This window comes from Williamsia sp. 1135 (assembly GCF_002095395.1).
Lineage (GTDB): Bacteria > Actinomycetota > Actinomycetes > Mycobacteriales > Mycobacteriaceae > Williamsia.
On the sequence record NZ_MJEI01000074.1, the window covers coordinates 19,112 to 44,130 of the forward strand.

Annotated in this window: 25 protein-coding genes and 1 pseudogene; 11 read left to right on the forward strand and 15 right to left on the reverse strand. The window is 65.6% G+C overall.

Annotated features, from left to right (window positions below; translation table 11 throughout):
• Window positions 1-64 precede the first annotated feature (64 nt).
• Window positions 65-346: a hypothetical protein gene (locus BFL43_RS06740; protein WP_084891814.1), complete on the forward strand. Its 282-nt coding sequence runs from the start codon at window positions 65-67 to the stop codon at window positions 344-346.
• On the opposite strand, the gene BFL43_RS06745 is transcribed toward BFL43_RS06740, so the two are convergent.
• Entirely contained in the window at window positions 347-1,393 is a 1,047-nt protein-coding gene (locus tag BFL43_RS06745) for an alpha/beta hydrolase family protein (RefSeq protein ID WP_240498106.1), read from the reverse strand.
• A 158-nt stretch (window positions 1,394-1,551) separates the two neighbouring features.
• On the opposite strand from BFL43_RS06745, the gene BFL43_RS06750 reads away from it, so the two are divergent.
• The gene (locus BFL43_RS06750; protein WP_240498107.1) at window positions 1,552-2,958 is read left to right on the forward strand and encodes an FAD-binding oxidoreductase; all 1,407 of its coding nucleotides are present in this window, start codon (window positions 1,552-1,554) and stop codon (window positions 2,956-2,958) included.
• 5 nt (window positions 2,959-2,963) lie between these two features.
• Here BFL43_RS06750 and BFL43_RS06760 read toward each other — a convergent pair.
• The 6 genes and pseudogenes from BFL43_RS06760 to BFL43_RS06785 all read right to left on the reverse strand — a co-directional run bounded on the left by BFL43_RS06760 (window position 2,964) and on the right by BFL43_RS06785 (window position 8,205).
• Window positions 2,964-4,892 (reverse strand): annotated as a pseudogene (locus BFL43_RS06760) (amino acid transporter).
• A 9-nt stretch (window positions 4,893-4,901) separates the two neighbouring features.
• On the reverse strand, window positions 4,902-6,158 hold the full coding sequence (locus tag BFL43_RS06765; protein ID WP_084891817.1) for an alpha-hydroxy acid oxidase: 1,257 nt from the start codon (window positions 6,156-6,158) through the stop codon (window positions 4,902-4,904).
• A 62-nt stretch (window positions 6,159-6,220) separates the two neighbouring features.
• Window positions 6,221-6,766, reverse strand: coding sequence for an NADPH-dependent FMN reductase (locus tag BFL43_RS06770; protein WP_084891818.1), 546 nt, complete (start codon window positions 6,764-6,766; stop codon window positions 6,221-6,223).
• Between the two features lie 6 nt (window positions 6,767-6,772).
• Window positions 6,773-7,288, reverse strand: a complete 516-nt coding sequence (msrA, locus tag BFL43_RS06775; RefSeq protein WP_084891819.1) for a peptide-methionine (S)-S-oxide reductase MsrA — start codon at window positions 7,286-7,288, stop codon at window positions 6,773-6,775.
• Window positions 7,289-7,747 (reverse strand): peptide-methionine (R)-S-oxide reductase MsrB, encoded by a 459-nt coding sequence (gene msrB / locus BFL43_RS06780; protein WP_084891820.1) that lies wholly within the window; start codon window positions 7,745-7,747, stop codon window positions 7,289-7,291. It abuts the gene before it with no gap.
• A gap of 86 nt (window positions 7,748-7,833) precedes the next feature.
• Window positions 7,834-8,205, reverse strand: coding sequence for a DUF202 domain-containing protein (locus tag BFL43_RS06785; RefSeq protein ID WP_240498108.1), 372 nt, complete (start codon window positions 8,203-8,205; stop codon window positions 7,834-7,836).
• A gap of 52 nt (window positions 8,206-8,257) precedes the next feature.
• Between BFL43_RS06785 and BFL43_RS06790 the strand changes: the two genes are divergently transcribed.
• A complete protein-coding gene (locus BFL43_RS06790) occupies window positions 8,258-9,502 on the forward strand; it encodes an MFS transporter (RefSeq protein WP_084891822.1) in 1,245 nt (414 codons plus the stop codon).
• Window positions 9,503-9,505: 3 nt separating this feature from the next.
• Here the strand turns inward: BFL43_RS06790 and BFL43_RS06795 are convergent, their stop codons facing one another.
• From BFL43_RS06795 to BFL43_RS06805, 3 genes are all read right to left on the reverse strand, one after another.
• On the reverse strand, window positions 9,506-10,210 hold the full coding sequence (locus BFL43_RS06795) for a hypothetical protein (RefSeq protein WP_240498109.1): 705 nt from the start codon (window positions 10,208-10,210) through the stop codon (window positions 9,506-9,508).
• 234 nt (window positions 10,211-10,444) lie between these two features.
• Window positions 10,445-11,827, reverse strand: coding sequence for a DUF2252 domain-containing protein (locus BFL43_RS06800; protein WP_084891823.1), 1,383 nt, complete (start codon window positions 11,825-11,827; stop codon window positions 10,445-10,447).
• Between the two features lie 6 nt (window positions 11,828-11,833).
• Window positions 11,834-13,039, reverse strand: a complete 1,206-nt coding sequence (locus BFL43_RS06805) for a DICT sensory domain-containing protein (protein WP_084891824.1) — start codon at window positions 13,037-13,039, stop codon at window positions 11,834-11,836.
• Window positions 13,040-13,197: 158 nt separating this feature from the next.
• Between BFL43_RS06805 and BFL43_RS06810 the strand changes: the two genes are divergently transcribed.
• The 4 genes from BFL43_RS06810 (at window position 13,198) to BFL43_RS06825 (ending at window position 15,724) form a co-directional block, all read left to right on the forward strand.
• Entirely contained in the window at window positions 13,198-13,734 is a 537-nt protein-coding gene (locus BFL43_RS06810) for a DNA starvation/stationary phase protection protein (RefSeq protein WP_084891825.1), read from the forward strand.
• A 154-nt stretch (window positions 13,735-13,888) separates the two neighbouring features.
• Entirely contained in the window at window positions 13,889-14,320 is a 432-nt protein-coding gene (locus BFL43_RS06815) for a VOC family protein (protein WP_084891826.1), read from the forward strand.
• A gap of 49 nt (window positions 14,321-14,369) precedes the next feature.
• Complete coding sequence (locus BFL43_RS06820) at window positions 14,370-14,744, forward strand: nuclear transport factor 2 family protein (protein WP_084891827.1); 375 nt, start codon at window positions 14,370-14,372, stop codon at window positions 14,742-14,744.
• Window positions 14,745-14,749: 5 nt separating this feature from the next.
• On the forward strand, window positions 14,750-15,724 hold the full coding sequence (locus BFL43_RS06825) for an alpha/beta hydrolase (RefSeq protein ID WP_084891828.1): 975 nt from the start codon (window positions 14,750-14,752) through the stop codon (window positions 15,722-15,724).
• Between the two features lie 3 nt (window positions 15,725-15,727).
• On the opposite strand, the gene fmdA is transcribed toward BFL43_RS06825, so the two are convergent.
• Together fmdA and BFL43_RS06835 are read right to left on the reverse strand one after the other, a co-directional pair.
• Window positions 15,728-16,981 (reverse strand): formamidase, encoded by a 1,254-nt coding sequence (gene fmdA / locus BFL43_RS06830; RefSeq protein ID WP_084891829.1) that lies wholly within the window; start codon window positions 16,979-16,981, stop codon window positions 15,728-15,730.
• A 12-nt stretch (window positions 16,982-16,993) separates the two neighbouring features.
• The gene (locus tag BFL43_RS06835) at window positions 16,994-17,284 is read right to left on the reverse strand and encodes a zinc ribbon domain-containing protein (protein WP_084891830.1); all 291 of its coding nucleotides are present in this window, start codon (window positions 17,282-17,284) and stop codon (window positions 16,994-16,996) included.
• Window positions 17,285-17,425: 141 nt separating this feature from the next.
• On the opposite strand from BFL43_RS06835, the gene BFL43_RS06840 reads away from it, so the two are divergent.
• On the forward strand, window positions 17,426-18,337 hold the full coding sequence (locus tag BFL43_RS06840) for an LLM class flavin-dependent oxidoreductase (RefSeq protein ID WP_206186629.1): 912 nt from the start codon (window positions 17,426-17,428) through the stop codon (window positions 18,335-18,337).
• Between the two features lie 12 nt (window positions 18,338-18,349).
• Here the strand turns inward: BFL43_RS06840 and ddaH are convergent, their stop codons facing one another.
• Both ddaH and BFL43_RS06850 read right to left on the reverse strand, forming a co-directional pair.
• Entirely contained in the window at window positions 18,350-19,123 is a 774-nt protein-coding gene (ddaH, locus tag BFL43_RS06845; RefSeq protein ID WP_084891831.1) for a dimethylargininase, read from the reverse strand.
• Between the two features lie 81 nt (window positions 19,124-19,204).
• Complete coding sequence (locus BFL43_RS06850) at window positions 19,205-19,882, reverse strand: SDR family oxidoreductase (RefSeq protein WP_084891832.1); 678 nt, start codon at window positions 19,880-19,882, stop codon at window positions 19,205-19,207.
• Window positions 19,883-19,959: 77 nt separating this feature from the next.
• Between BFL43_RS06850 and BFL43_RS06855 the strand changes: the two genes are divergently transcribed.
• The 3 genes from BFL43_RS06855 (at window position 19,960) to BFL43_RS06865 (ending at window position 22,928) form a co-directional block, all read left to right on the forward strand.
• The gene (locus BFL43_RS06855) at window positions 19,960-21,300 is read left to right on the forward strand and encodes a glycogen debranching protein (protein WP_143695150.1); all 1,341 of its coding nucleotides are present in this window, start codon (window positions 19,960-19,962) and stop codon (window positions 21,298-21,300) included.
• Entirely contained in the window at window positions 21,300-22,220 is a 921-nt protein-coding gene (locus BFL43_RS06860; protein WP_084891834.1) for an alpha/beta hydrolase, read from the forward strand. Before BFL43_RS06855 ends, BFL43_RS06860 begins: the two co-directional genes overlap by 1 nt.
• 87 nt (window positions 22,221-22,307) lie before the next feature.
• Window positions 22,308-22,928: a TetR/AcrR family transcriptional regulator gene (locus BFL43_RS06865; protein WP_084891835.1), complete on the forward strand. Its 621-nt coding sequence runs from the start codon at window positions 22,308-22,310 to the stop codon at window positions 22,926-22,928.
• An 11-nt stretch (window positions 22,929-22,939) separates the two neighbouring features.
• On the opposite strand, the gene BFL43_RS06870 is transcribed toward BFL43_RS06865, so the two are convergent.
• Window positions 22,940-25,012, reverse strand: coding sequence for a PhoX family phosphatase (locus BFL43_RS06870; protein ID WP_206186630.1), 2,073 nt, complete (start codon window positions 25,010-25,012; stop codon window positions 22,940-22,942).
• Between the last annotated feature and the right edge of the window lie 7 nt (window positions 25,013-25,019).

A 25,019-nucleotide genomic window follows, 5' to 3' on the forward strand; every position in this document is an offset into this window, starting at 1 on the left:
GGCCTTCGCCAAGGCCTGGTGTCCTCGCTCTCAGGCTGTCGGCGGCGGCGCATAAAGTCCGCGTATGAGCGATTCCGACGGCTTTCCCGACGACTGCCCCACGTTGGCTCGAGACGGTCAGGTGATCGGTTTCTGTCCGTCTCCGAACGGCACGCATCTGCTGGTGTGGTGGCGCGCCGACAGCGAGATCATCGGCGGGTTCGAAACGTATGAGGCAGGCGTGACAGCAGCGCTGCGCGCCATCGCGGCCGATGGCCTGGACCCTGATCCGGATGACGTGAAGGTCGAGGCGAGGGCTCTGGAGAGAAACTTCGTCGCGACCGACTGGATGGGCCTGGGTTTCTGATCAGTTGATCGACTTCTCCAACACTGGCCACGAGTCGTGGACGTCGTCCCGCCAGTAGTCCCACGAGTGGGTGCCACGGTCCTTGAGGTTGTAGGTCGCGGGGATGCCGAGCGAGTCAAGCCGACTCTTCAGGTTGTGGGTGCACTGGTTGGTGGCGGCCTCGATCACCCCTCCCGCGGTGAGCTGGGCGATCAACTGGCTCACCTCACCATCGACGTTGTCGGCCTCGAGGTTGTCGTATTGTCCCGGCAGCCCTGACGCGTTGGCGATGTAGAGCGCGGTTCCGCGCAGGCCGGCAGCGTGGAGATAGGGGTCGTTGGCTTCCCACGCGGGGTCGTCCGGCTTGCCCCACATGTTGTCGGGATTGCCGCCGAAGTTCGCCACGGTGATCCACACGTAGGCCCGGCCCAGCGGATCGCTCGTCTGAGCGCAACCGCTGAACGATGCCACCCCTTCGTAGAGGTCGGGGCTCTTGATCGACAGGGCCAGGACGGACGTCGCCGACATCGACAGGCCGACGATCGCGTTCTTGCCGGTGGTGTTCAACGTCGAGTCGATGATCGGGGGTAGTTCCTCGGTGAGAAAGGTGGCCCACTGGTTGCGCCCAAGTTCGGGGTCGTCCTTCTGCCAGTCGGTGAAGTAGCTGGAATCGCCGCCGACGGTCGCGACCACGTTGACGTCTTTTGTCTCATAGAACTCCGCTGCGTCGGCCCAGTCCAGGATGCCGTTCTCGGGCTCAGCACCACCGACGCCGTCGAGCACGTACAACGTAGGTCTCGGTTCGTCGCCGGGCGCTATGAGCAGCTTCAGCGGGATGTTCTTGTTCATCGCTGCGGAGTAGACCTCGGCGTCCGCCCTGCGGCCCTCGCCGAGGGTGAGACTGACCAGATGCGAACCGTCCGGAGCCGCTATCGCGGCATCGGGGTCGGCGTCCGCGGAGCTGATCGCGGCCGGGGTCGTGGCCAGCACGAGGCCGGTCGCGAGGACGCCGATCAGCAGACGTGCTGTGCGGCGGCGTGATGCAGCTGGACCCATGAAGGTACCCATGAACTTTCCCCTTGATTCACCCCGACTGCCGCGTCCGTATCCGAGCGGCTTACGTGAAGGAATACCACAGGTCGGTGATAGAGGGGTCGTCTCCGAACGTTCTCTGGGAGACTTCAGCAACGGGTTGGCGCTGCGCCACCGTGATCAGGAGGCGCCTCGTGGACATCCAGCCAGCGCATCTCGACCGTTTGGCGGCCGAGCTGCCCGGGTCGGTTCACCTACCGGACACCGCGGGGTACGCGGAAACTCTTGGTCGCGTGTTTTTTCCGGACGCATCCCGGCGACGTCCCGCGTGTGTGGTGACTCCCAAGACCACCGCCGACGTCACCACCGTGCTGCGCACGGCGAATGATTGCGGCTTCCGTGTGACCGTGCGCGGTGGCGGTTTGAGTTCGAATTGTGTTGCCGACGACGCAGTTCTGCTCGATCTGTCGCGGTACATGAACTCGGCACACCAGGAGGGTGACGAGGTGGTGGTCTCCGGTGGTGCCACGGTCGGGGCAATGCTCGACGCGCTGGCCCCCGCGGACCGCATCGTCCCGGTCGGCATCGCCGAACACGCCGGCTTCGGACTGATCGCGAGGGGCGGCGTCGGATACCTCACCCGCAGTCTCGGGTTGACACTCGATCACCTCGTCGACGTCGAGATGGTGCTTCCCTCAGGTCGTGTTGTTCGTTTGTCTAACAACAGTACTGGCGACGATGCCGACCTGTGGTGGGCGGTGCGAGGATGTGCACCCCCGTTCGGCGTCATCACCTCCGCGACGCTGCGTACCCACGAGGTCGGCCCCATGTGGGTGGACCGGATGGTTATCGGGCTCGATGCGTTGCCGACATACTTCCGGGTCGCTCCCCAGGTCCCGCGGCACACCATGATGGGTGCGGTGCTGGGCTACAGCGATCTGGTACCCACAGAGCCCATCCTCTTTCTCTACACGACGTGTGCCAGCCAGGATCCCGCCGATATCGAGACAAGTCGTTCGGCGGCAACAGAAGTGGCAGCGGCTTCTCGGCACCAGCACTACCGGACCGAGATGACGGGTCGTTACCTGACCGGACTGCCGCAATACACCCCGCCAGGTGCGGACGGCGCCGACCCCGTACCGCTGTCGTTGCCGCAGCCCGGAGATCCCCGTGGATCCTTCTACGGTAAAGCGGTGTTCGTCGGACCGACGCTGGACGGTTCCGTCGCCCAGGCGCTGGCGAAACAGGTCCAGGCTGCCCCGACACCGTTCTGCCGCATCGACTTCCAGCAGACCGGTGGCGCACTCGCCGAGGTCGGTGACACAGACACCGCGTTCTGGGGCAGGGGTAGCGAGTGGAACATCCCATTGAATGCGATCTGGGACGATCCGGCCGACGGGCCCGCGTGCCTGAACTGGGCCCGGGACACCCTTGCGGTGCTGGCCGACCACACGACCGGGGTGTACAGCGTCGAGGTGCGACCGGGCTTCGCCGAGACCGAAGCCGAACTCGAGGCCGCCTTCGGTGGGAACCTGGGGCGGCTGCGGAAGCTTCGCGCGACGCACGATCCGAACGGAGTTCTCTCGACCTATCCGTTGTGACCGACTCAGCCGATGTGCACCCGAGGCCTGTTCGCGACAGTCGGTTCCGCCCGCCGCAGCACCTCGCGGGTCACCGGGGCCACCTCGCCCATCCCGATGAACAGAAACCGCAGCAGGTTCAGCAGCGGATTGCCTTCTGACCACTCGAAATACACATTCGGGTTGGCGCCGGTCTCGTCGCGGATGTGGAGCAAGATCGCCGCGATCGAGTTCGCGACCGCCGGACTGTCCACCCACAGCACGCGGTGCTGTCCACGCATGCGGCCGTGGACGAGCAGGTCGGTGGCGAACTCGGACGAATCGGTGACGTTGACCTCGAGAAAGATGATGTGCGTGTCGGGCCCGAGCCGGCTGTCGGCCCGCTGCTGTGCCGCCTACTCGTCGTACTCCTCAATATCGAAGGTGTGCGGGTCATGGGCAATGATCTCGACCGGCCCCCACGTCGCGGCTTCGTTGATGAACTCCGTTGCCGTCTCGTCGAATTCGAGGGACGTGGCGCGAAGCTCGAAAGCTCGGTTGACCCGCGAGAGCAATGACACCACCAGGATGGCGCCGATGAAGAACGAGGCGACCTGGACGCCTTCGGGACGCTCGACGATGTTGACGACGGTGGTGTAGGCGAAGATCACGGCGACGATACCGAACATCCAGGTCTTCGACCGGTGATGGTGGGCATGCGCGGAGAGGGTGACCGCGATGGTGGCCGAGGTGATGAGGACGAGCACGCCGGTGGCGTAGGCGCTGCTCTGGGCGTCCACGCTCGCCTTGAAGTAGATGGTGACGAAGACGGCGATCAGGCCGAACACCAAGACCAGCGGCCGTACGGCCCGCGCCCACTCCGGGGCCATCCCGAAGCGGGGCAGGTATCGAGGCACCAGGTTGAGCAGTCCGGCCAGGGCGGATGCACCTGCGAACCACAGGATCGCGATGGTGCTCAGATCGTAGATCGTGCCGAACGCGTTGCCTAGGTTCTCGTGCGCCAAGTACGCGAGGGCCCGCCCGTTGGCTTCGCCACCCGCCTCGAACTCCTTCTGCGGAATGAGAATTGTTGTCACGAACGACGAGGTGATGAGGAACCCGCACATGATCAGCGCCGCGGTCGTGAGCAGGCGGCGAACGCCGCGGATGCGCCCTCGTGGGTTCTCTTCGGTGTCACCCGGTTCGCCCTTGATCTGGGGCATCACCGCGACACCGGTCTCAAACCCGGACAGGCCCAGCGCCAGTTTGGGGAACACGATCAGCGCGATCGCGATCATCATCCACGGGTTGCTGTGTTCGGCGGTGAGGGCCGATCGCCACTCGGTGATCAGGTGGGTGTTCTGGGCGATCTCCCAGAAGCTGTCGAGGATCACGATGAAGTTGAGGGTCAGGAACACCGTGACCAGGGCGACCGCGATACCGATCGCGTCGGTGAAGCCCTTGAGGAACACCGCGGTGAGCAGCATCAGCAGCACGATGGTGATGATCACCTGCTTGCCCGACAGGAACGACGGCGCAAAAGGATTGGCGATGACATGTGCGGAGGCGTCGGCTGTCGACAGCGTCATGGTGATCAGGAAGTCGGTGGCGGCGAATCCCAGCAACACCAGGATGAACAGCTTGCCGCCCCACTTGGGGAGGTGGCTCGCCAGCATGGCGATCGATCCCTCGCCGTGTGGGCTTTCCCGCGCCACGCGGCGATAGACCGGTAGGGCCCCGAACAGGGTCAGCAGGACAAGGACGAGCGTGGCCAGCGGCGCGAGGAGCCCTGCGGCCAGGGCGGCGATCGCAGGTTGGTAGCCGAGGGTGGAGAAATAGTCGACGCCGGTGAGGCACATGACTTTCCACCAGGAGTGTTTGTGCTCCTCGCGGCTGGGCTTGCGTAGCGGCCCGGGCTGACCGGCTGGTTCTTCCGTGATGTCACGCAGGAGCCAGGCCTTCAGTCTGTGCCGCATGAGGTCAATCTATGGGGTCGGCGGCAAAGACGTGCGAATTCGCGGCGCCAGCCGGACGAGCTGGGTGACGTGTTGGGGGCCCAACTCTTCGAGTGCGTTGACCCCGAGCAGTCGCATGGTCCGCGCGACCTGTTCGCCGACGATCTCGATCATGCGGTTCACGCCGTCCTCACCACCGGCCATCAACCCGTAGAGGTAGGCCCGGCCGAGCAGGGTGAAGCGGGCACCGAGGGCAATGGCGGCGACGATGTCGGCGCCGGACATGATGCCGGTGTCGAGGTGCACCTCGTATTCGCTGCCCACCTCGCGAACGATCTCGGGGAGAAGGTGGAATGGGATGGGCGCCCGGTCGAGTTGGCGTCCACCGTGATTGGACAGGATGATCCCGTCCACCCCGACGTCGGCGACCTTCTTCGCGTCGTCGAGGTTCTGAATGCCCTTGACCACCACTTTGCCGGGCCACTGGTCGCGGATCCAGCGCAGGTCGTCGAAGTCGACGGTGGGGTCGAACATGGTGTCGAGGAGCTCACCGACCGTGCCGGACCAGCGGTCCAGCGACGCGAACGAGAGCGGCTCGGTGGTCAGGAAGTCGTACCACCACCAGGGCCGCGGGATCGCATTGGCGACGGTGCCCAAGGTCAGTTGCGGCGGGATCGAGAAGCCGTTTCGCTTGTCGCGCAGGCGGGCCCCGGCGACCGGGACGTCGACCGTCACCAGCAGGGTGTCGAAGCCGGCCGCGGCGGCGCGGTCGACGAGCGCCATGGACCGGTCGCGGTCTTTCCACATGTAGAGCTGAAACCAGTTGCGGCCATCGGGGTTCGCAGCCTTCACGTCCTGGATGCCGGTCGTGCCCATCGTCGACAGTGAGAACGGGATTCCGTGCTTGGCCGCGGCGTGTGCGCCCGCGATCTCACCCTCGGTCTGCATCATCCGGGTGAACCCGGTGGGGGCGATGCCGAACGGCAATGACACCGGTGCACCGAGGACGTCCCACCCGGTGGACACGTCGGCGACGTTCCGCAGGATCGACGGATTGAACTGGATGTCCTCGAACGCCTGCCGGGCGCGGCCGAGCGAGATCTCGGCCTCGGCGGCGCCCTCGGTGTAGTCGAAGGCGGCCTTGGGGGTGCGGCGCTGCGCGATGCGGCGCAGGTCGTACACGGTCTGGGCCTTCGCGAGCCGGTTCGCCTTGAAGTCGAGGCTCGGCTTCTTGAACTGCATGAGCGGCGCGAGGTCGTGGAACTTGGGGAGTCTGCGCTTCGGCATGCGTGTCCTTCGATCGGGTGTGATCTGACCACACTAGTTTTCGCATCGAAGGAGCCGCAGGCTCAGGCAGGCAGCAGCGCGCGGATGGTGTCCTCGATCGCGCGGTGAGTGGCGGCGTCCGTGATCAGCCCGTCCGGCCCGATCAGCTCACTGGTCACCGGGATGTGGCGGCACGCGTCTTCGACGACCGCGGCCTGGACGTATCCGAGCACCGTGGCAAGGGCGGCATGGGCGCCCTCGCCCCTGCGCGAATCAGTTGCGACCTTCACCCACGCGACGGGTTTGTCGGTCATCTCGGTCCCGCCGACCGTCCAGTCGAGCAGGTTCTTGAACGAACCCGGCAGTGTTCCCGCGTACTCCGGGGTGCAGAACAGCACGGCATCGGCGGCGGCTATGGCCGCGCGGAGCGCTTGGACGGCAGCCGGGAGCGGCTCCCGATCATCGTCGGGATTGAAATGCGGCAACATCGCGACATCGAGTACGCCGTCGACGATGAGTTCGCCGGATGCGAAAGAGATGACAGTGCGACAGAACGCCGAGTTGGTCGATTCGGAACGTGTACTTCCGGAGATGACCAACAGGCGTCCTGCCGCAGCGTCGTCGGGCATGTATTTCTAGCTGGTCGCGGCGTCCGCGCGGTGCGGGAGCTTCCAGCCTGGGCGCACGAAATGGCAGGTGTAGCCGTTCGGGATGCGCTGCAGATAGTCCTGGTGCTCGGGCTCCGCCTCCCAGAACGGGCCCTCCGGGACGACCTCGGTCACCACCTTGCCGGGCCACAGACCGGAGGCGTCGACGTCGGCGATGGTGTCGAGAGCGACCTGCTTCTGCTGGTCATCGGTGTAGAAGATGGCCGAGCGGTAGCTGGCACCGCGATCGTTGCCCTGCCGATTCTTGGTCGACGGGTCATGGATCTGGAAGAAGAACTCGAGTAGATCGCGGAAGCTGGTCTGCTCCGGATCGAACTCGACCTCCAGGGCCTCGGCGTGATTGCCGTGGTCGCGGTAGGTGGCGTTCGGCTTGCTGTCATCGCCTGTGTATCCGACACGGGTGGAGACGACGCCGGGCTGCTTACGGACGAGATCCTGGACTCCCCAGAAACAGCCGCCTGCGAGGATTGCCTTCTCGGTCATCTACTTTGCCTCCTGGGTGTTGAAGAGTTCGACATAGTCGCCGTAGCCCTCGGCCTCCAGGTCAGCGACCTGGATGAACCGCAAGGCTGCGGAGTTGATGCAATAACGCAGACCGCCCTGATCGACGGGGCCGTCATTGAAGACGTGGCCGAGGTGGCTGTCGCCGTGTGCGGACCGGACCTCTGTGCGCACCATCCCGAAGCCCCTGTCGGACTTCTCGACGACGTTTGCCGGGTCGATCGGGTGGGTGAAGCTCGGCCAGCCGCATCCGCTGTCGAACTTCTTGGTCGAGGTGAACAGGGGCTCTCCGGAGACGATGTCGACGTAGAGGCCGGCCTCGTGGTTGTCCCAGAACTCGTTGCGGAACGCTGGTTCGGTGGCCGACTTCTGGGTGACGGCGTACTGGTCCGGGTTCAGCCGGGCGATGGCGTCCGGGTCCTTACGGTATTGCTGCGACACGTGGATCCTCCTCGGGATTCGTCACCGCTGGCTGCGGGACGCATTCGATGGGTACAACGACTCCCGGCGCTCTGGTGTTCCGAGGCTCAGCGGGTCTGCAGGCCCAAGATCACCGCGAAGACAGAGAACACCGTGAGTAGGGAGATCAGGGCCCAGATCGGCAGCGGGCCCGGCATCGGCCCTCCGTCGCGCAGTGCGTTGGTGGTCTGTCGCCACCGCAGACCGCCGGCAATCGCCGTCGCTGTACCGAACGCGACCAGGCAGATGCCGAGGATGTCGCGAGATGTTTGCGTCGAGTAGTCGGGCAGTACGTGCATCACGGCCAGACCGGCGGCGATTAGACCCAGCGCAGTGCGGAACCACGACAACACGGTGCGTTCCGCGGCGAGCGTGAAACGCGCGTCGACAGATCCCGGCAGTGCGTTCGTGGGATCGGGCACATCGTCCGAGGCAGGCACCCGCCAATCATCCACGGCCGCGACCCGTTGGTCGACCCCCTAGGATTGACGAGTGCGCGCCTGGGTCGTCTGGACAACGGGAGTGTTCGTCTACATCGTCGCCGTCCTCGATCGCACCACGCTCGGGGTCTCGGGCCTCGACGCCGCAGACCGCTTCTCGGCATCGCCGAGTGTGTTGTCGTCCTTCGTGGTCCTGCAGGTCATCGTCTATGCCGCAATGCAGATCCCGGCCGGGCTGTTGCTCGACCGGTTCGGCTCGCGAGCGATGATCGTGACCGGCGCGCTGATCATGGCGTCCGGGCAGATGACGCTCGCCCTGACCGAGGAGTTGCCACTCGCCATCGCGGCGCGGGCGCTGGTCGGGGTCGGCGACGCCTTCACCTTCATCTCGGTGCTTCGGCTGGTGCCGCGCTGGTTCGCCCCGAAGCGCGTGCCGCTGATCACCCAGCTGACGGGGATCACCGGGCAGCTCGGCCAGGTGCTGTCGGCCATACCGTTTCTGGCGTTGCTGGACGCGCGCGGTTGGACCACCGCGTTCATCTCCGCCGCCGCGCTCGGTGTCCTGTCGGCGGTGCTCACCCTGGCGCTGGTGCGCAACGCTCCCCGCGGGACGGTTGTGGTCGCGCAGAAGGTGTCGGTGCGGGGTTCGCTCGGCAACGTCAAGGCGGTCGCGAAACGTCCAGGCACCCGACTCGGCTTCTTCGCGCACATGGGCACCCAGTTCTCGATCACAGTGTTCGCGCTGATGTGGGGCATCCCGTACCTGACAACGGCACAGGGGCTTTCCTCCGGTCTGGCCGGTGGGCTGCTGACGATCTCGGTGGTGTCGATCGTGCTGTCGGGAGTGGTCATCGGACTGCTCACCGGACGATTCCCCGGACGTCGATCGCGGTTGGTCCTGTTCATCATGGGCAGCAATGCGCTGATGTGGACGGTCGTTCTGGCGTTACCGGGTCCGGCGCCGCTGTGGCTGCTGATCGTCTTGGTCGTGGTCGTCTCGATCGGTGGCCCCGGTTCGGTGATCGGCTTCGACTTCGCGCGCACCTTCAATCCGAGCAGCATGCTCGGCACCGCCCAGGGCATGGTCAACATGGGCGGCTTCATCGCCTCGCTGCTCGTGATGCAGGCCATGGGCATCATCATCGACGCGATGGGTGGTTACTCCTTCGACAGCTTCCGCGTCGCCTGGACGGTGCAGTACGTCGTCTGGATTCTCGCGACCATCGGGATCCTGGTGAACCGCAGGCGAGCTCGCCGGGAGATGGCCGAGGTCCGGCCGGCCGTGGTCACGTCCTGAGGGTCACCGGCGCGCCAGGGCGGCCGCGGTGGCGAGCGCGAACCGTGCCATCGCCGGGCCCCGCTTGGTCTCGGGGAGCTGACGCCAGCCCAGCGAGGGTTCGACGGCCTCGAACTCGAGTAGCCGGGGAGCGGACTCGCCGGTTCCCAGGAGGTCGACCCTGGCGTAGAGGATGTCGGCGCGGATGACGCCGACGGCGTCCGCGGCTGCGGTCAGCGCGGCGTCGCCGAGCTCCCAGAATTTCTCCGAAGGTTCTGCGGGGGTCAGTGATTCGATGACGTACAGGCCGGACTCATCGAGTTCGCCCTCCTCGCCGGGCTCGGGCAGCATCGGTCCCTTGGTGAAGGCGTGCGACCGTTGACCCGCGATGTACACCAGCGCGGTCTCGCCGTCGGCGACGGCGGGATCGAAGGGTTGCACCAGCACGCGCCGGCCCGCAGCCTGCAGGGCGGCGGCGTGGTCGGCCGCCTCCCGGGGGTCGGTGAATCGGGCCGCGCCGCGGGATCCTCCGGCCACGGCCGGCTTCACCACCACCTCGCCGTCCGGGATGGACACGGTCTCGTCTGGGGCATAGACAGCGGTCGGGACGATCGGGACACCTGCCGCCTCGAGGTCGAGCATGTACCCCTTGTCGGAGTTCCACCGGACCATCGCCGCGCTGTTGATGAGTAAGCCGACCCCGTCTGCCCAGGTGAGGAACTCGCTCAACCCGCTCCGGGTAGTCCCAGGTAGCACGCAGTACGACACCGTCTGCGGAGTTGATCTCGGGGTCGTCCCACGCCAGCCAGCGCGCCGACAACCCGGCCGCGGTGAGGGCGCCGATCAATCCCTCGTCATCACCGTCGCCGGTGGGCAGCTCCGCACAGGCCGCCAGGACCACGGTCGGTGGCGAGGGAATGGGGCTTTTGTCGGATTCTGCGCTCACGCTTTCAGGCTAACCAGTCAGCCGTCGGCCGCTTCGATCACGCCCGCTGCGACGGCGTCCACGAGTTCGGAATGATCGCGTTCGGTCTGGTCCGCATACCGGACCGCGAAGCTGCCGAAGTCTCTGTCCAGGGCCTTGCCGTCCTCGAGGTACCCCGCCAGTAGCCGCGGATCGAGCGAGCGGGCGTGTGCTCGCGCCAGCAGTGCTCCGGCGAGGCGACCGTAATCGTCGAGCAGGCTCCGCTTCAATGACGTCGGATCGATGTCGCCCTTGAGGTTTCGGAACTGGCGGACAATGTAGGGCAGTCCGTCGATGGTGGTCCAGCCCAGCAGGATGTCGGTCTCCGATTGCACCATCCGGGCGCCGCGGACGATACGTTTGCCTTCATGTCGTGAGGTGTCGGCGCGGACGTACGGTGCCAACGCCGACTGCTTCGCTTGTTTGATCTGCAGCACGAGGTCTTCCGAACGGTTGCCGTGCAGCAGTGCCACGTAACTACGTAACCCGACGCTGCCCGTGCCGACGATCCGGAAGGCGATGTCGGACAGGGCAAACCGTGAGATGAGGTTGCGCCTCGACTCCCGCAGAGTGTCGACGTAGTCGTTCAGTCCTGCCGCGACTTCATCGGCCGTCGTGGCATCGACACGGGTGAGAATGGGCGGATCGGTGACGAACCGATGTCGCCGGATACCAGTCGTATGGTCCTCGAGGTGCTCGGTCCATTTCGCGACCACCTTCTCGCTGGTGTTACGGCGCGCCTTCTTCGACGCTTCGTCGAAGTCGTCGAGCAACGCGTCCGCTTTGGCCTGATCGAGAATCGAGGCGTCGGGCAGTGCCGACCACGACCGCAGGAACGGCACCTCTGCCAGGGTGCGCACCGTCTTGCGATACGACTTCACCGCGTCCTGCGCCGCATCGCGGCATCCGGTCTCCGAGACCCCGCCGCTGCGGCCCGCCAGCACGAGACTGGCCGACAATCGTTTCAGATCCCACTCCCATGGACCGGGGATCGTCTCATCGAAGTCGTTGATGTCCATGACGATCTGGCCGTCGGGTGTGCCGTAGAGCCCGAAGTTCGCGGCGTGTGCGTCGCCGCAGAGCTGGGCCTGCAGACCGCTGTCCGGCGTCCCAGCGAGATCGGCAGCCATCAGTCCGGCCGAGCCACGGAAGAATGCGAACGGAGACACAGTCATCCGCCCGATCCGTAGCGGCGTGAGGTCGGCGAGTCTGCCTGCGTTGCTGTCCCCGATGTAGTCGAGGACGGCCGGACGGTCCGGGCCGGCAGCGCGATGGTCGTGGGCGGACTCGGGCAGTTGCGCCCGCAGGGTGCGGCCGCGGGCCAAGACCTCATCGGCGTCTTGGTAGACGCGTAGGTCGACGGGGTCCGGGCGGTTGGCCATGGGTCCTCAGTCGCTACTCGGGATGGTGAATCGGGTGAGAATGGAGTGCGCGGCGCGGGTGGCGAGGTCCCGGTCGTAGCTCTGCACCACGTCGAAGGTCCGATCGAGGTCGGGCACGTCGTCATCACGGTCGCGTGCTGCGAGCAGTGCGGCCGAATGCGGTCCGAGAACCACCACCGTCCACTCGTTGACGAGGTCGTCGGTGGGGTCGAGCGGCGCATGCTGGACGTTGCCGTCGAGCATGTGGGACAACCCGACTCCGTAGACGCCGGCGAAGCCCGCGCGGTCGGCGAGCACCCGCCAGCGTTTCGCCGTCAGAGGCGTGAACTGCTTCGCCTCCTGGAACGTCCCGAGCACCAGAACCCCGGGGCCGGCGGTGGACGCCTGGACCTCGAGCGCCTTGCTCATCTCGATCAGGAGTCGCTTGTCGCCGCGCCGCGGCCGGTGTTCGGCAGACGCGATGGAGTACGGCGTCGTGGCTGCTTCGCTGGGATGCCGACGCGATTGCTGCGGGGGCAGAGACTCAGATGGTCCGGCGCCCAGCTGGGCGAGCTCTGCCACTGGCGGGAAGAGATTTCCGATTCCGTAGTCCGCACCGAGCGTCTGCGCGGCGATCCGCCTGGCTTCGGTGTCGACGCCCTCGGCGATGACGAGCGCACCACTGCGCTCGACGTGAGCGGTCAGACCGTGTGCGAGTTGTGCGGTCGCGGCGCCGTCGCGGGCGAGCAATTCGGACGTCATGATGATGACATCGGGATCGATCAGCCACAGCAACGTCATCGCGCGGTTCGTGATGCCCAGCAGGTCAACACAGATCAAGTGGCCTGCGTTCCGTGTGCGTTCGACCTCTTCGAGCATGTCGCGCGGCCGTCGGAGGAAGTCGTCCGGATCCACCGAGGCCAGTTGCCGGTGGCCCGAAGGCGCGGCGGAGAGATCGATGGAGCCGATGTCGACGGTGAGGAGCACCGGGAAGTCGGTCACAGTGGTGTTGTCCCCGGCAACCGCCAGCTTCCGCTGATCGACGGCCAGCGATTCCTGCATCAGGCGCGCGGTGCGGCGCAGGGATTCGGGAGTGGAGACCGCGGTGCCCGGGCGCCCCGTGATCTGCAGCTCGGCAGCGACGAGCGCCCCGTCGGCAAGGCGCCTGACGGGTGCGTATCGGTGCACCAGGTCGAGTCCTCCGAAGACTCCCTCGCCGTCGGTTCGGGTCACCAAGTAACTGCTCGCACTCCCGCCATAGGGCTAGACAACCACAGGAGACCACCGTCTGCGAAGCGCCCCGTTACCATCTCGTGATCTGAAGGCCGCGATTTGATCGCGGTGGGACGTTCGAAGGTTTGGGGCACCACGCGGCTGGGCACCCGACAGTCATGACTTTTACAGCACCCGGCCTCCCGGATGACGCCACGAAAAAATTGGTCTCTGTCATGCAGGAACGTCTCAGCGCGTTCAACGATCTACATCTCACGCTGAAGCACATCCACTGGAATGTCGTCGGAACTAACTTCATCGGTGTTCACGAGATGATCGACCCGCAAGTCGAACTCGCCCGCGGTTATGCGGACACCCTCGCCGAGCGCATTGCCACTCTGGGTGGATCGCCTCGCGGGACCGCCAAGGCCATCGAGGAGGATCGCTCCTGGAACGACTACTCCGTCGGCCGCGACACCGTGCAGGCACACCTCGGTGCACTCGACCTCGTCTACGTAGGCTTCATCACCTCGCACCGTGAGGCAATCGCCGTCGCCGGTGAGATCGACCCGGTGACCGAGGACATCTTGATCGGTCAGACTGCGGAACTCGAGAAGTTCCAGTGGTTCGTCCGAGCGCATTTGGAGAACCCGTCGGGCGAGTTGTCCAATGCAGGCGCCTCCAGCGAGAAGGGCGCAGCCGACAAGGCTCGCTGACGACTCGCTGCACCACAGTCATCAAATCGAGACGCCCACCGTCGGTGGGCGTCTCGAGGGCTGTTCGGGTCTGATTGCGCAGTTCTATTGCAGCTCAAGGGATTTGGTGTCTCACGTGGTCGACCAAAGATCGTTTGACGGGTAAGTTGGAGTCATGGCACTCATCACCAGTTCCGGATTTGCACACGTCCGTTTGACCGTCACCGACATCGCCCGCTCCAAGGCCTTCTACGACAAACTGTTCGGCTGGCCGATCGTCATCGATTCGTCCGAATCCGTCGACGAGAACGGCGTCCGAGAATCTCCCGACAAGTTCTACGGCGGCACCATCTACGCGACCCCGCAAGGCACCCTGTTCGGTTTGCGTCCGGTCGGCAGCGAAACCTTCGACTCCACGACGACCGGGTTGGACCACGTCAGCTTTGCCGTCGAGTCGCGCGACGAGCTCGAGGCCGCGGCGAAGGCTCTCGGCGAGGCGGGCATCACCCACGGCGAGATCACCGACCTCGGGGGAGCCGGCTTCATCATGTCGTTTCAGGACCCCGACGACATCAACATCGAATTGACCGCGCCTCCCGCCGAGTAAGGGTAACGTCCTCGAACTAGAACACGTTCTAATCCTCGAGGAGACGCAGATGCCGAGTGCCGAAGAAATCAAGAAGATCGTCGAGTCCTATGTGGACCTGGTCGCGAACGGCACCCCGGAGCAGGTCGCAGACCTGTACGCCGCCGACGCCACCGTCGAGGATCCGATCGGTGCAGACATCCGGAACACCAGGGAGTCGCTGATCGAGTTCTACGGCGTCATCGCCGCCATGGACAAGGTCACCTCTGAACTGCACTGGTCCAAGATCGCAGGCGACACCGCCGTCTTCGAGTTCACGTTGATCACGGAGGCCGGCGGTTCGGCATTCAAGATCACCCCGGTCGACATCATGGTGTTCGACGACAACGGCAAGATCAAGACGATGCGCGCGGTGTGGAGCGCCGAAGACCTGCAAACCCTGTAGCTGACGTGCGCTACCGCCGACTGACGGTCGACGGCTTCGGCTGGAACGTCATCGACGAGGGCTCGGGGCCGGTGGTGCTGCTGTGCCACGGGTTCCCCGGTCTCGCATACAGCTGGCGGCATCAGGTGCAGCCACTGGTCTCGGCGGGATACCGGGTGATCGCTCCCGACATGCCGGGTTACGGCGGTACCGATTCACCGGCGGCGGTTGCCGAGTACACGTACCTGTCCGCCGCCGGTCGCCTCGACGCTCTCCTCGGGTCCTTGGGCGTCGAGCGCGCCATCGTTGTCGGACATGACTTCGGTGCACCGACGGCGTGGACGCTGGCTCTGGAGCACCCGCAGCGGGTGGCCGGGTTGGTGTTGTTGGCCATGCCCTACGCGCCTGACCGCATCCCGGTTCGTCCGTCCGAGGCGTTTGCGTACCTGGCGCGCAAGCACTTTTTCCATTTCGACTACTTCATGCAGCCGGACCTGGCCGACGCCGAACTCGATGCACATCCGCGGGAGTTCTTGACCCGCATCTTCTATGCGCTGTCGTGCGACTACCGCTACCTCGACATCTGGCAGCACCCGAGTCGACGCGAGGGAGTCCGGCTCGGCTATCTCGATGTCCTACCCGAGGCCCCAGATCTGCCTTGGTCGTGGATGACGTCCGAGGAACTGGACGTGTATCACGCGGCATTCCAGGATTCCGGCTTCACCGGCGGACTCAACTGGTATCGGGCGGCCGACCTCAATTGGGAGCACCAAAGCGCGCAGCCACGGGTGATAGAGCAGCCCGCCCACTTCCTCTGTGGGGGCAATGATCCCGTGCTGACCATCGCCGGACACGACGCTGTCGACCGGATGCGGGAGATGATGCCGGATCTTCGGGGTGTCGAGACCTTCTCCGGTGCCGGTCATTTCATCCAGATGGAACGTGCCGACGAGGTCAGCGCAGCACTTGTGTCGTTCGCGGCGTCGCTGGACTGGGCCTGAGCCCTATCTGCTCGCGTGGGGCGCTCCCATCCCGGGGTCGATCTGCACGGGTCCGGCGGGGCCGGGCGTGACGTCGAAGTCGAAGATCGCGGTGGGCAGGTACACCGTGGCGCAGGCATTCGGGATGTCGACCACGCCCGACAGCCTGCCTTCGATGGGTGCGGCGCCGAGCAGCAGGTATGCCTGTTCACGCGCGTAGCCGAACTTCGTGAGGTAGTCGATCGCGTGCAGGCAGGCGCGCTGGTAGGACAGATGGGAGTCGAGGTAGCGCTGCTCACCGTCGAGCGTCACCGACGTGCCGGAGAACGCCAGCCACTGGGAATACTGCGGATCGGTGTTGCCGGGCATGAAGATCGCGTTTTCGGAGACACCGTAGGTGTCCATGCCCCCGCGCAGGATGTCGACGCGCAGATCGATGAATCCACCCATCTCGATCGCGCCGCAGAACGTGATCTCGCCGTCACCCTGGCTGAAGTGCAGATCACCGACGGAGAGGTTTCCGCCGTCGATGAACACGGGGTAGAAGATCCGCGTTCCCTTGGTCATGTTCTTGATGTCCTGGTTGCCGCCGTTCTCCCGCGGCGGTGCCGTGCGCGCGGCTTCTGCTGCGGCTGCGGTGAATTCGTCACCCGTCAGACTTCCGAGGATTGCGTCCTGCGGTTCCGGTGGCAGCGCCAGCGGCGGTACGCGATCCGGATCGGTGGCGATGAGCGCGGCCTCCCGCGTGTTCCAGGTACCGAGGAGATCCTTCGACGGTGCGGTCCCCATCAGGCCTGGATGCACGATGCCGGTGAAGCTGACCCCCGGTACATGGCGCGAGGTCGCGGTCTGGCCGGCGAAGTCCCACACCGCCTTGTAGGCGTCGGGGAACTGTTCGGTGAGGAATCCGCCGCCGTTGTCGGTAGGGAAGATACCCGTGTACCCCCAGCCTTGACCGGCCAGAGGGCCCGAATCCTCTTGTGGGATGGGCCCGACATCGAGGATGTCGACGATCAGCAGATCGCCGGGCTTGGCGCCCTCGACCGCTATCGGACCACTGAGCGTGTGCACGGTGGTCAGTGGTGCGTTGAGGATGTCCTCGGCGGAGTCGTTGTTCTCGATTGCACCGTCGAACCACTCGCGGCAGTGCACCCGGAAACTCTCGCCCGGCTTCACGGTCACCGCCGGAGGGATGGCGTGGTGCCACCGGTTGTGTCCCGGGAGCTGTTGCTCCGTGAACTTCTTCGTCGAATCCAGCGGGAACACGAGGTCAGGCATCTGCAGATCTCCCTAGGGTCGCGGCAAGGTGGACAGTCGAGGGTCTGCTGCACGGACCGCTCGCGGCGATGGGCGCCCGCTGCGCGGTGGGCTCGACACCACACGCGGTTCGGACGCGGTGCGGGCCGTGGCGTCGAGAAGGCGCATCGCCTGGGAATTGCCGCTGCTCAACCCCGCCGCCGTCATCACGCGTCGCGCGGACGAGTCGCACTCGACGCACCTGGTGTGGTCGGGCACCGAGGCGATGGGATATGTGCGGTCGAAATCACCACAGGTCAGACAACGGAACTGATAGGTGGGCAATGGTATTCCGTTCGAACGAAGGAGCTTTCATGGAGAACTCACTGCCCGGCAATCGTCACAGTCGCAGGGCGACATGCAGTGTCGATATCGTCACCATCACGTTAACCAACTGATGAGGTCGGCGGTGATACTTTCGCCGGTATGGTCTCCCCGCCGCCCGGAATCGCGTCCCCCGGAATCCCGTCCCTCGGTATCACCTTCCTGCCCGCGTTCGCGCCGGACCAACTCCGAGAGGTTGCGACGGCAGCCGACTCGGCCGGTCTCGACGAGTTGTGGTTGTGGGAGGACTGTTTCCAGCACGGCGGCCTGGTCACGGCGTCGGCCGCGCTGGCCTGGACGAGCCGGATTACGGTCGGAGTCGGGTTGCTCCCGGTGCCGCTGCGCAACATCGGGGTCGCTGCAATGGAATTGGCGAGCCTGCACCGGCTGTTCCCGGACCGGGTGCTCGCCGGGATCGGTCATGGGGTGCAGCGCTGGATGGGCCAGGTCGGTGCCAGGGTCGATTCGCCGATGACCCTGCTGAGCGAGTACGACTCGGTCCTGCGGGATCTCCTCGCGGGCGGTGAGGTGACGTTCGACGGGACATACCTGCACGTCGACGCCGTGAAGCTCCACTGGCCACCCACCGGGAACGTCCCGCTGCTGGTCGGCGGGGAAGGGCCGCGCTCACTCGGTTTCGCCGCGCGGCGCGGCGACGGTGTCCTGCTGACCGCAGGGCTCGGAGAAGCCGAGATCGCAGCCGCTTGTGACCTGATCCGAGCCGAAGCGTCCGGTGCAGGCAAGGCGATGCCGCCCGTCGTCGTGCCGCTGATCGCCGCCACCGGGGCAGGCGCAGCCGACCGGGTCGCGGCGGAGGTCGCGCGCTGGGAGAAGTCGGATCGCGATGACGTCGGTGTCGCTGGTGATGCGGAGACGGTCGCGGCGGCAATCCTGCGGCTGGCGGCGATGGGCGTGACATCGGTGGCTGTTCAGCCGACCGAGGACGAACCGGATCTGCCGGGATTGTGCCGGTTTCTCGGACAGCAGGTGCGTCCGATACTCAGCGCGACCTGAGTAATCGCAGCGTCAACGGATTCGCACGCTCAAGCAGGTGACACATCCTTCGAGCTTCTCGAACTCGGAGATGTCCACGGCCACAACCTCGAAGCCGCGGTCGACGAACATCGCGGCACTGTCCGGGGCCGCCGAGCTCATCAACACCGTGTTCGCATCGAGCACGACGACGTGGGCGCCCGGTTCTTCCGGGACGGCCAGGAATTTCGGAAAGATCGACGGATCGTCGACTACCGGCGCGTAACCGATCACCGTGCCGTCCGGCAACGCGGTGATCGCGCTCTTGAGATGCAGGGCCTTTGTGACCGGCACCGCGATCACCTCCCAGCCGCGTGGAACGAGCACGTCGGTGAGCTGGTCGACAGCGGCCTGGTTGGTGCTGCCCGTCAAACCCACGTAGACGCGCTTTCCGACCTTGAGGACATCGCCTCCGTCGATGGTTGCCGGGTCGGTGATGTTCGCGACCTCGAGCCCGAGGCCCCGCACGAACTCCTCGGTCGCGACGATCTCCGGATTGCGCGCGGGCGCTTTGGGATTGGTGATCACCGCGAGTTCGTCGAACATCACCACGGTATCTTCGACGAACACCGAATCGGGAAGTGAATCGTCCAGCGGGACCTCGCGCGTCGGCCAGCCGTACTCCTCGAGTGCGGCCACGTAGTCCTGCCATTGGCGATGCGCAAGCCCGAGGTCGATCGACTGGCGCTCGATGAACGTCACGATGCCGTCGGCCAATGTCGACGCCGGTCGCCGGACCAGTGCGGTTCCTCGGGGTTGTGTGCTCATGGCGGAACATTTTTCAGCATGTGAGGTACATGTCGAGGCGATCTGGAGCATATTGCTAGAAGTGGAGCAGATTTGGTCGGCTTACCGGCGACCCGTGGGCCGCAGCACTATCTCTTCGGGATGCGCGTCGGCAGGGGTGTGGATGGCGGCGACGACAGCTGCCGCCACGGTCTCGGGGACCAGGAACCGGGACCCGTCGTAGTCGCCGCCTTCCATCGCGACGATCTCCTGCTGCATGTCGGTGTCGATGCGGCCCGGGAAGATCGACGTCACGCGGAGGTCGGGCTCCTCGCCGCGGACCGCATCGGCCAGGGCACGTAGCCCGAACTTGCTCGCGGCGTAGGCGCCCCAGCCCGGATTCACCCGCCGGCCCGCGCCCGAGTTGATGAAGACGACGTGGCCCCGGGCTTGCCGCAGTGCGGGAAGCAGCAGCCGCGTCAACTCGGCGGCCGCGATCAGATTGACCTCCAGCACCCGCCTCCACTCGTCAGCGGGAGTTTCCTCGATGGTGCCGAGTGACCCGATCCCGGCGTTGTGGACCAGTACGTCGAGCGAGGTGATCATCTCGGTCGCGGAGTACAGGTCGTCGTGGTCGGTGAGTTCGACCTCCCAGGTGGCCGCGCCCTCGAGTTCGAGCGCCATCTCGTCGAGTTCGGACGACGGACGCCCGCCGAGCAGCAGGTCATGGGTGGGAGCGAGGCCGCGGGCGATGGCCGCTCCGAGTCCGCGGCTGGCGCCGGTGATCAAGGCAGTTGGCATGCTCGCCAGCCTAACCACGAGGGCGGTGCGGCATGACCGGCCGAGCGCGATCCGGTCATCGGGGCCAGAATGTCGATGTGGGATACGTCGGCTTCACCAACACTCAGCTGTCGGCGCGCGCTGCCTACCTGCTGCGCGGCAACGACCTGGGCACCATGACCAGCGCAGCACCGCGCCTCTATCCGCACATGTGGAGCTGGGACGCGGCCTTCGTCACGGTTGGACTCGCCCCACTGAGCGTGGAACGGGCGGTGGTCGAGATGGACACCTTGCTCTCCGCGCAGTGGGGGAACGGGATGATCCCTCACATCGTCTTCGCGAACGGTCGGGACGGATACTTCCCGGGCCCGGCCCGGTGGGAGTGCTCCGAGTTGGCGTTCAACGCGCCTCGCGCTCCGCAGACCTCCGGTATCACGCAACCGCCTGTGCACGCGATCGCCGTGCAGCGCATCCTCGACCACTCGCGACGGCAGGGGCGGACCACGCGGTCGGTGGCCGAGGAGTTCCTGGACCGGCGCTGGGGCGATCTTGTCCGCTGGCACCGCTGGCTGGCGCACGCTCGCGACCCGCAGGGCCGCGGCCGCATCACGCTCTACCACGGCTGGGAATCGGGGATGGACAACTCGCCCCGCTGGGACGCCGCGTACGAGAACGTCGTGCCCGGGGTTGATCTGCCTGCGTACACCCGCGCCGATCTGTCCCACGGTGCCGACGCCTCCATGCGACCGAGTGACGTCGAATACGACCGTTACCTGTGGCTGGTCGAACAGATGAAGCGGGCGAATTACGACGACGCGAAGCTGCCCGAGGTGATGAGTTTCGCCATCGAGGACGTCTTCGTCAGCGCGATCTTCGCCGTCGCCTGCGATGTGCTCGCGACGATCGGCGAGGAGTACTCCAAACCCCGCGCCGACATCCGCGATCTGCGGGCGTGGTCGGATCGGTTCCGAGCCGGGGTCGCCGCGGCGTCCGCAGAAAGAAACGGTGCGGCAAGAGACTTCGATATCCGCGCCAATCGCTGGATCAACACCGAGACGATCGCGATGTTCGCCCCGCTGATCTGCGGCGGACTGCCTCGGGAGCGCGAACGCGCACTGGTCAGACTGTTCGAGGGCCCGCGGTTCTGTGGGCATCCGGATCTGAAGTACGCGGTACCTCCCTCGACGTCGCCTATCTCCGCGGACTTCAAACCCCGCGAATACTGGCGCGGCCCGGTGTGGCCGGTGATGACCTGGCTGTTCTCCTGGGCGTTCGCCCGGCGCGGCTGGACAGAACGATCCGCGCGCCTGCGGGAGGAAGGGCTGCGCCAGGCGCAAGACGGGTCGTTCGCCGAGTACTACGAGCCGTTCACCGGCGCGCCACTGGGCAGTATGCAGCAATCCTGGACAGCGGCCGCTGTTTTGGATTGGCTGGACTGATGACACACACGCTCGAGGCACCGGCCGGTGCCGACCGGATCGAACTGGTGCTGCCGACCGCGACACTGCAAGCCTTTGCCTGGGGCCCGGACGACGGACCGTTGGCGTTGTGCCTGCACGGTTTTCCCGACTCCGCCTACTCCTGGCGGCACGTCGGTCCGCGGCTGGCGGCCGAGGGTTATCGGGTCGTCGCGCCCTTCACTCGTGGTTATGCGCCGTCGACAGTGGCTGCGGACGGCGACTACAACGTCGGTGCATTGATGTTCGACGCCATCGGAATCCACCGGCTGCTCGGCGACGAACGCGCGGTGGTGATCGGTCATGACTGGGGTGCGCTGACCTCGAACGGTCTCGCAGCGTATCGGGATTCGCCTTTCCGGAAGGTGGTGTCGATGTCGGTGCCGCCGGTCGGGGCGTTCACATCGGCCCGGGAAGACACCGGCCAGTTGGTGACGTTGCTTGCCCGGCAGGCCTTCATGAGCTGGTACATGATGTTCGTCCAGCTACCCCGGCTGTCCGAGAGATCTCTCGACAAGCTGATCCCGCTGTTGTGGAGGCGGTGGTCGCCGGGCTACGACGCCACCGACGATCTGCGCCACGTGTTCGACGCACTCCCCACCGGCGAACATCGGAGTGCGGTCTTGCAGTACTACCGGGCGACTCTGCGGCCCGGTCGGCCCGCAGAGCCCTATCGGGCGCTGCAGGCTGCCGGCTTCGATCAGGTGCTGACGCCGCTGCTGTATCTGCACGGCGTCACCGACGGCTGCATGCAAGCCGGATTCGCCGACCGGGTGGGCGCCGCGCTCCCGCCGGGCAGCGACGTGCGACTGGTGCAGGGAGCGGGACACTTCCTGCAGCTCGAACAACCGGACGTCGTCGCCGACCTGGTGCTGGAGTTCCTCGACCCATCTTCGACCTGATCTCGGGTCGACGGAGGCCGTGAGGGTTTCTTGGACACCTGGTGAAACAATTGTTGGATCGGTCTCACCGCCCTACACTCCTGGGTGATGAGCACGCCTACACGAAAGCAGCGGATCGATCGTCGCCCCGACAAGTTCGGCGAGCGACGTCGTCAACTTGCGAAATCGGCGTTGCTCACCCTGGCCGAACGTGGTTACGCCAATACGAGCCTGCGCGACATCGCGAACAATTCGGACTTCACCCACGGGGTGCTGCACTACTACTTCGCGGACAAGAACGAACTGATCATCTTCGGCGTCCTCGAGTACAAGGCCGAATGTGTGACCCGCTACGACGTCGCAACGGAAGGTGCGTCGAGCACCGACGATCTCACCGCGCGTTTCGCGGAAGCGATGGCGACGACGCTCATCGAGGATGCCTCGCTGCACCGACTCTGGTACGACATGCGCGCACAGAGCTACTTCGACGCCGGATTCCGGCCCGCGGTGGGCGAGATCGAAAGTGGCCTGGAGGCCATGATCTGGCGCGTGGTGACGCGGTACAGCGAACTCGACGGAGCGGTCCCCGCTCTCACCCCGCCGATCGCCTACGCACTCTTCGACGGTTTGTTCCAGCAGGCTCTGTTCCGCCTCCACAACGGTGACGACACGGCGGCGCAATCCCTTGCCGCACAGGTCGCCACCGTCATGGAGTCGATGCTCACCTGAGAACTCGGCGGTCAGACGCCGATCTGACCGCCCGGCTTCCACACTGCGACAACAGCTGGCCGCGGTTGAGCATTGCCGCCCTCTGGCCAGTTCGAATACGGCTTGTCGGCGGAGTATTCGTCTTCCTCACCGGGATGCTGGACGCAGACGATCACCCGGTCGGTGCCGATGATGGGACCGCAGGTCTCGGCACCGCGCGGAACGGTGAGGAACTGTTTCGTCTGACCGCGGTTCTCGCCTTCGAGCGCGACCGCGAACAGTCCGTCGTTGTTCTTCAGCGCATTGCCGTCCGTGGACACCCACAGGTTGCCGTGTGGATCGAATGCGACGTTGTCCGGGCACGAGATCGGGCTGACCTTGGTCTTGTCGAATCCGCCGTAGTACGTGTCGGCGGCAGCCGGGTCACCGCACACCAGCAGCAGATCCCAGGTGAAGGCGGTGCCCGCGTGGTCGTCGGTGATCTCGATGACCTGTCCGTTCTTGTTCTCGTTGCGCGGATTCGCCTCGTCCACAGGCGCTTCGCCGTCGGTGCCGCGATCATCGTTGTTCGTCAGGGCGCAGTAGACCTTGCCCGTCACCGGGTGCGCCTCGATGTCCTCGGGGCGGTCCATCTTCGTGGGGTTCACCTTGTCGGCGGCCATGCGGGTGAACACCGCGACCTCTTGGGCGGTCATCCCCTCGACTCGTGATTCGGCGCCGTCGTCGGTCACCGTCAGCAACGGGAACCACTTCCCGGTGCCTGCAAACGACCCCGAGCTCGGGAGGTTGCCGGATCCGTCGATCTGGTCCGGCTCATTGCCGCTGAGCTGCGCCACGTACAGCGTTCCCGTCGACAGGATGCTCATGTTGTGCTGCATGGCCGCGGCGCCGACGCCTGGCTGGACCTTCTTGTCCGACACGAACTTGTAGATGTACTCGAACTTCTGGTCGTCACCGGTGTAAGCGACCACCGTGCCGTCGCCGGTGACGAAGATGTTGGCGCCCTCGTGCTTGAGGCGGCCCATCGACGAATGCTTGATCGGGGTGGAGTTCGGGTCGTGTGGGTTGACCTCGACGATGTAGCCGAATCGGTTGCCCTCGTTGGGTTCCTTCGACAGGTCGAACCGGGTCTCGTAACGGCCCCACTGGTGGTAGTCGTCTTCGTCGTCGAATCCGTACCGGTCCAATCGTTCTTTGGCGACGGGGTCGGTGACCGAGGCGGCGCCGGTGAAGTAGTTGTTGAAGTTCTCCTCGCCTGAGACCATGGTGCCCCACGGGGTGAGTCCGCCCGAGCAGTTCCCGATGGTGCCGAGGATCGTGGTGCCCGCCGGGTCGGCGGAGGTCTTGACGAAATCGCTGCCTGCGGCAGGCCCGGTCAGGGTGAACGGGCTGGATGCGGTGAGTCGCCGATTACGTTCGCCGACAACGGGTGTGAGCTTGCCGGAACCGTTCTCGCTCGTGACCTCGACAACGGTGATCCCGTGCGCGGCCATCGAGATTCGTGCCTGCGGCTCGGTGGGTTCCTTGGGCTTGTACCCCTTGAACATGAACTCTTCGGTGGTGTACTCCTGGTTGACCACGAGGTAGAAGTGGCCGGCCTGACCTTCGATCGGGATGAGCCCGGCGAAGTCGTTGTTGAACCCGAATTGCTGAGCCTGCGCCTCCGGTGACTGGTTGTCGAAGTCGAAGGCCGGGGCACCGGGCACCACCGGATCACCCCACATGATGACGACCGCCTGTTCGTAACCCTCGGGGACGAGCAGTGCGTCTTCGGTGTTGGGTGCGACGCTCGCGAAATTCATCCCGGCGACTGCGGCACCGGCAGCTCCGCCGGAGGTGCCCGAACTACTCGGGCTCGCCGACGAGCTGTTGTCGCCGCAGGCGGCCAGTGCAGACGTCGCACTGACCGCGACGACTGCTGCTGCCGAACCTCGCAGGACGGATCGACGGGAGACCGCTGCGCGGGCGATGTCGCGGAAGTAGGTGTTGTCGCTGGTGTTCGGCGGCTGGTGCCAGCAGGCATCGCCGCATTTGTAGTGGCATGTGACCATCGAGCGCTTGGAGGCGCCTGCGGTTTTGTCGAAAAGGGCAAGTGGAACTCGCACCGTGGGG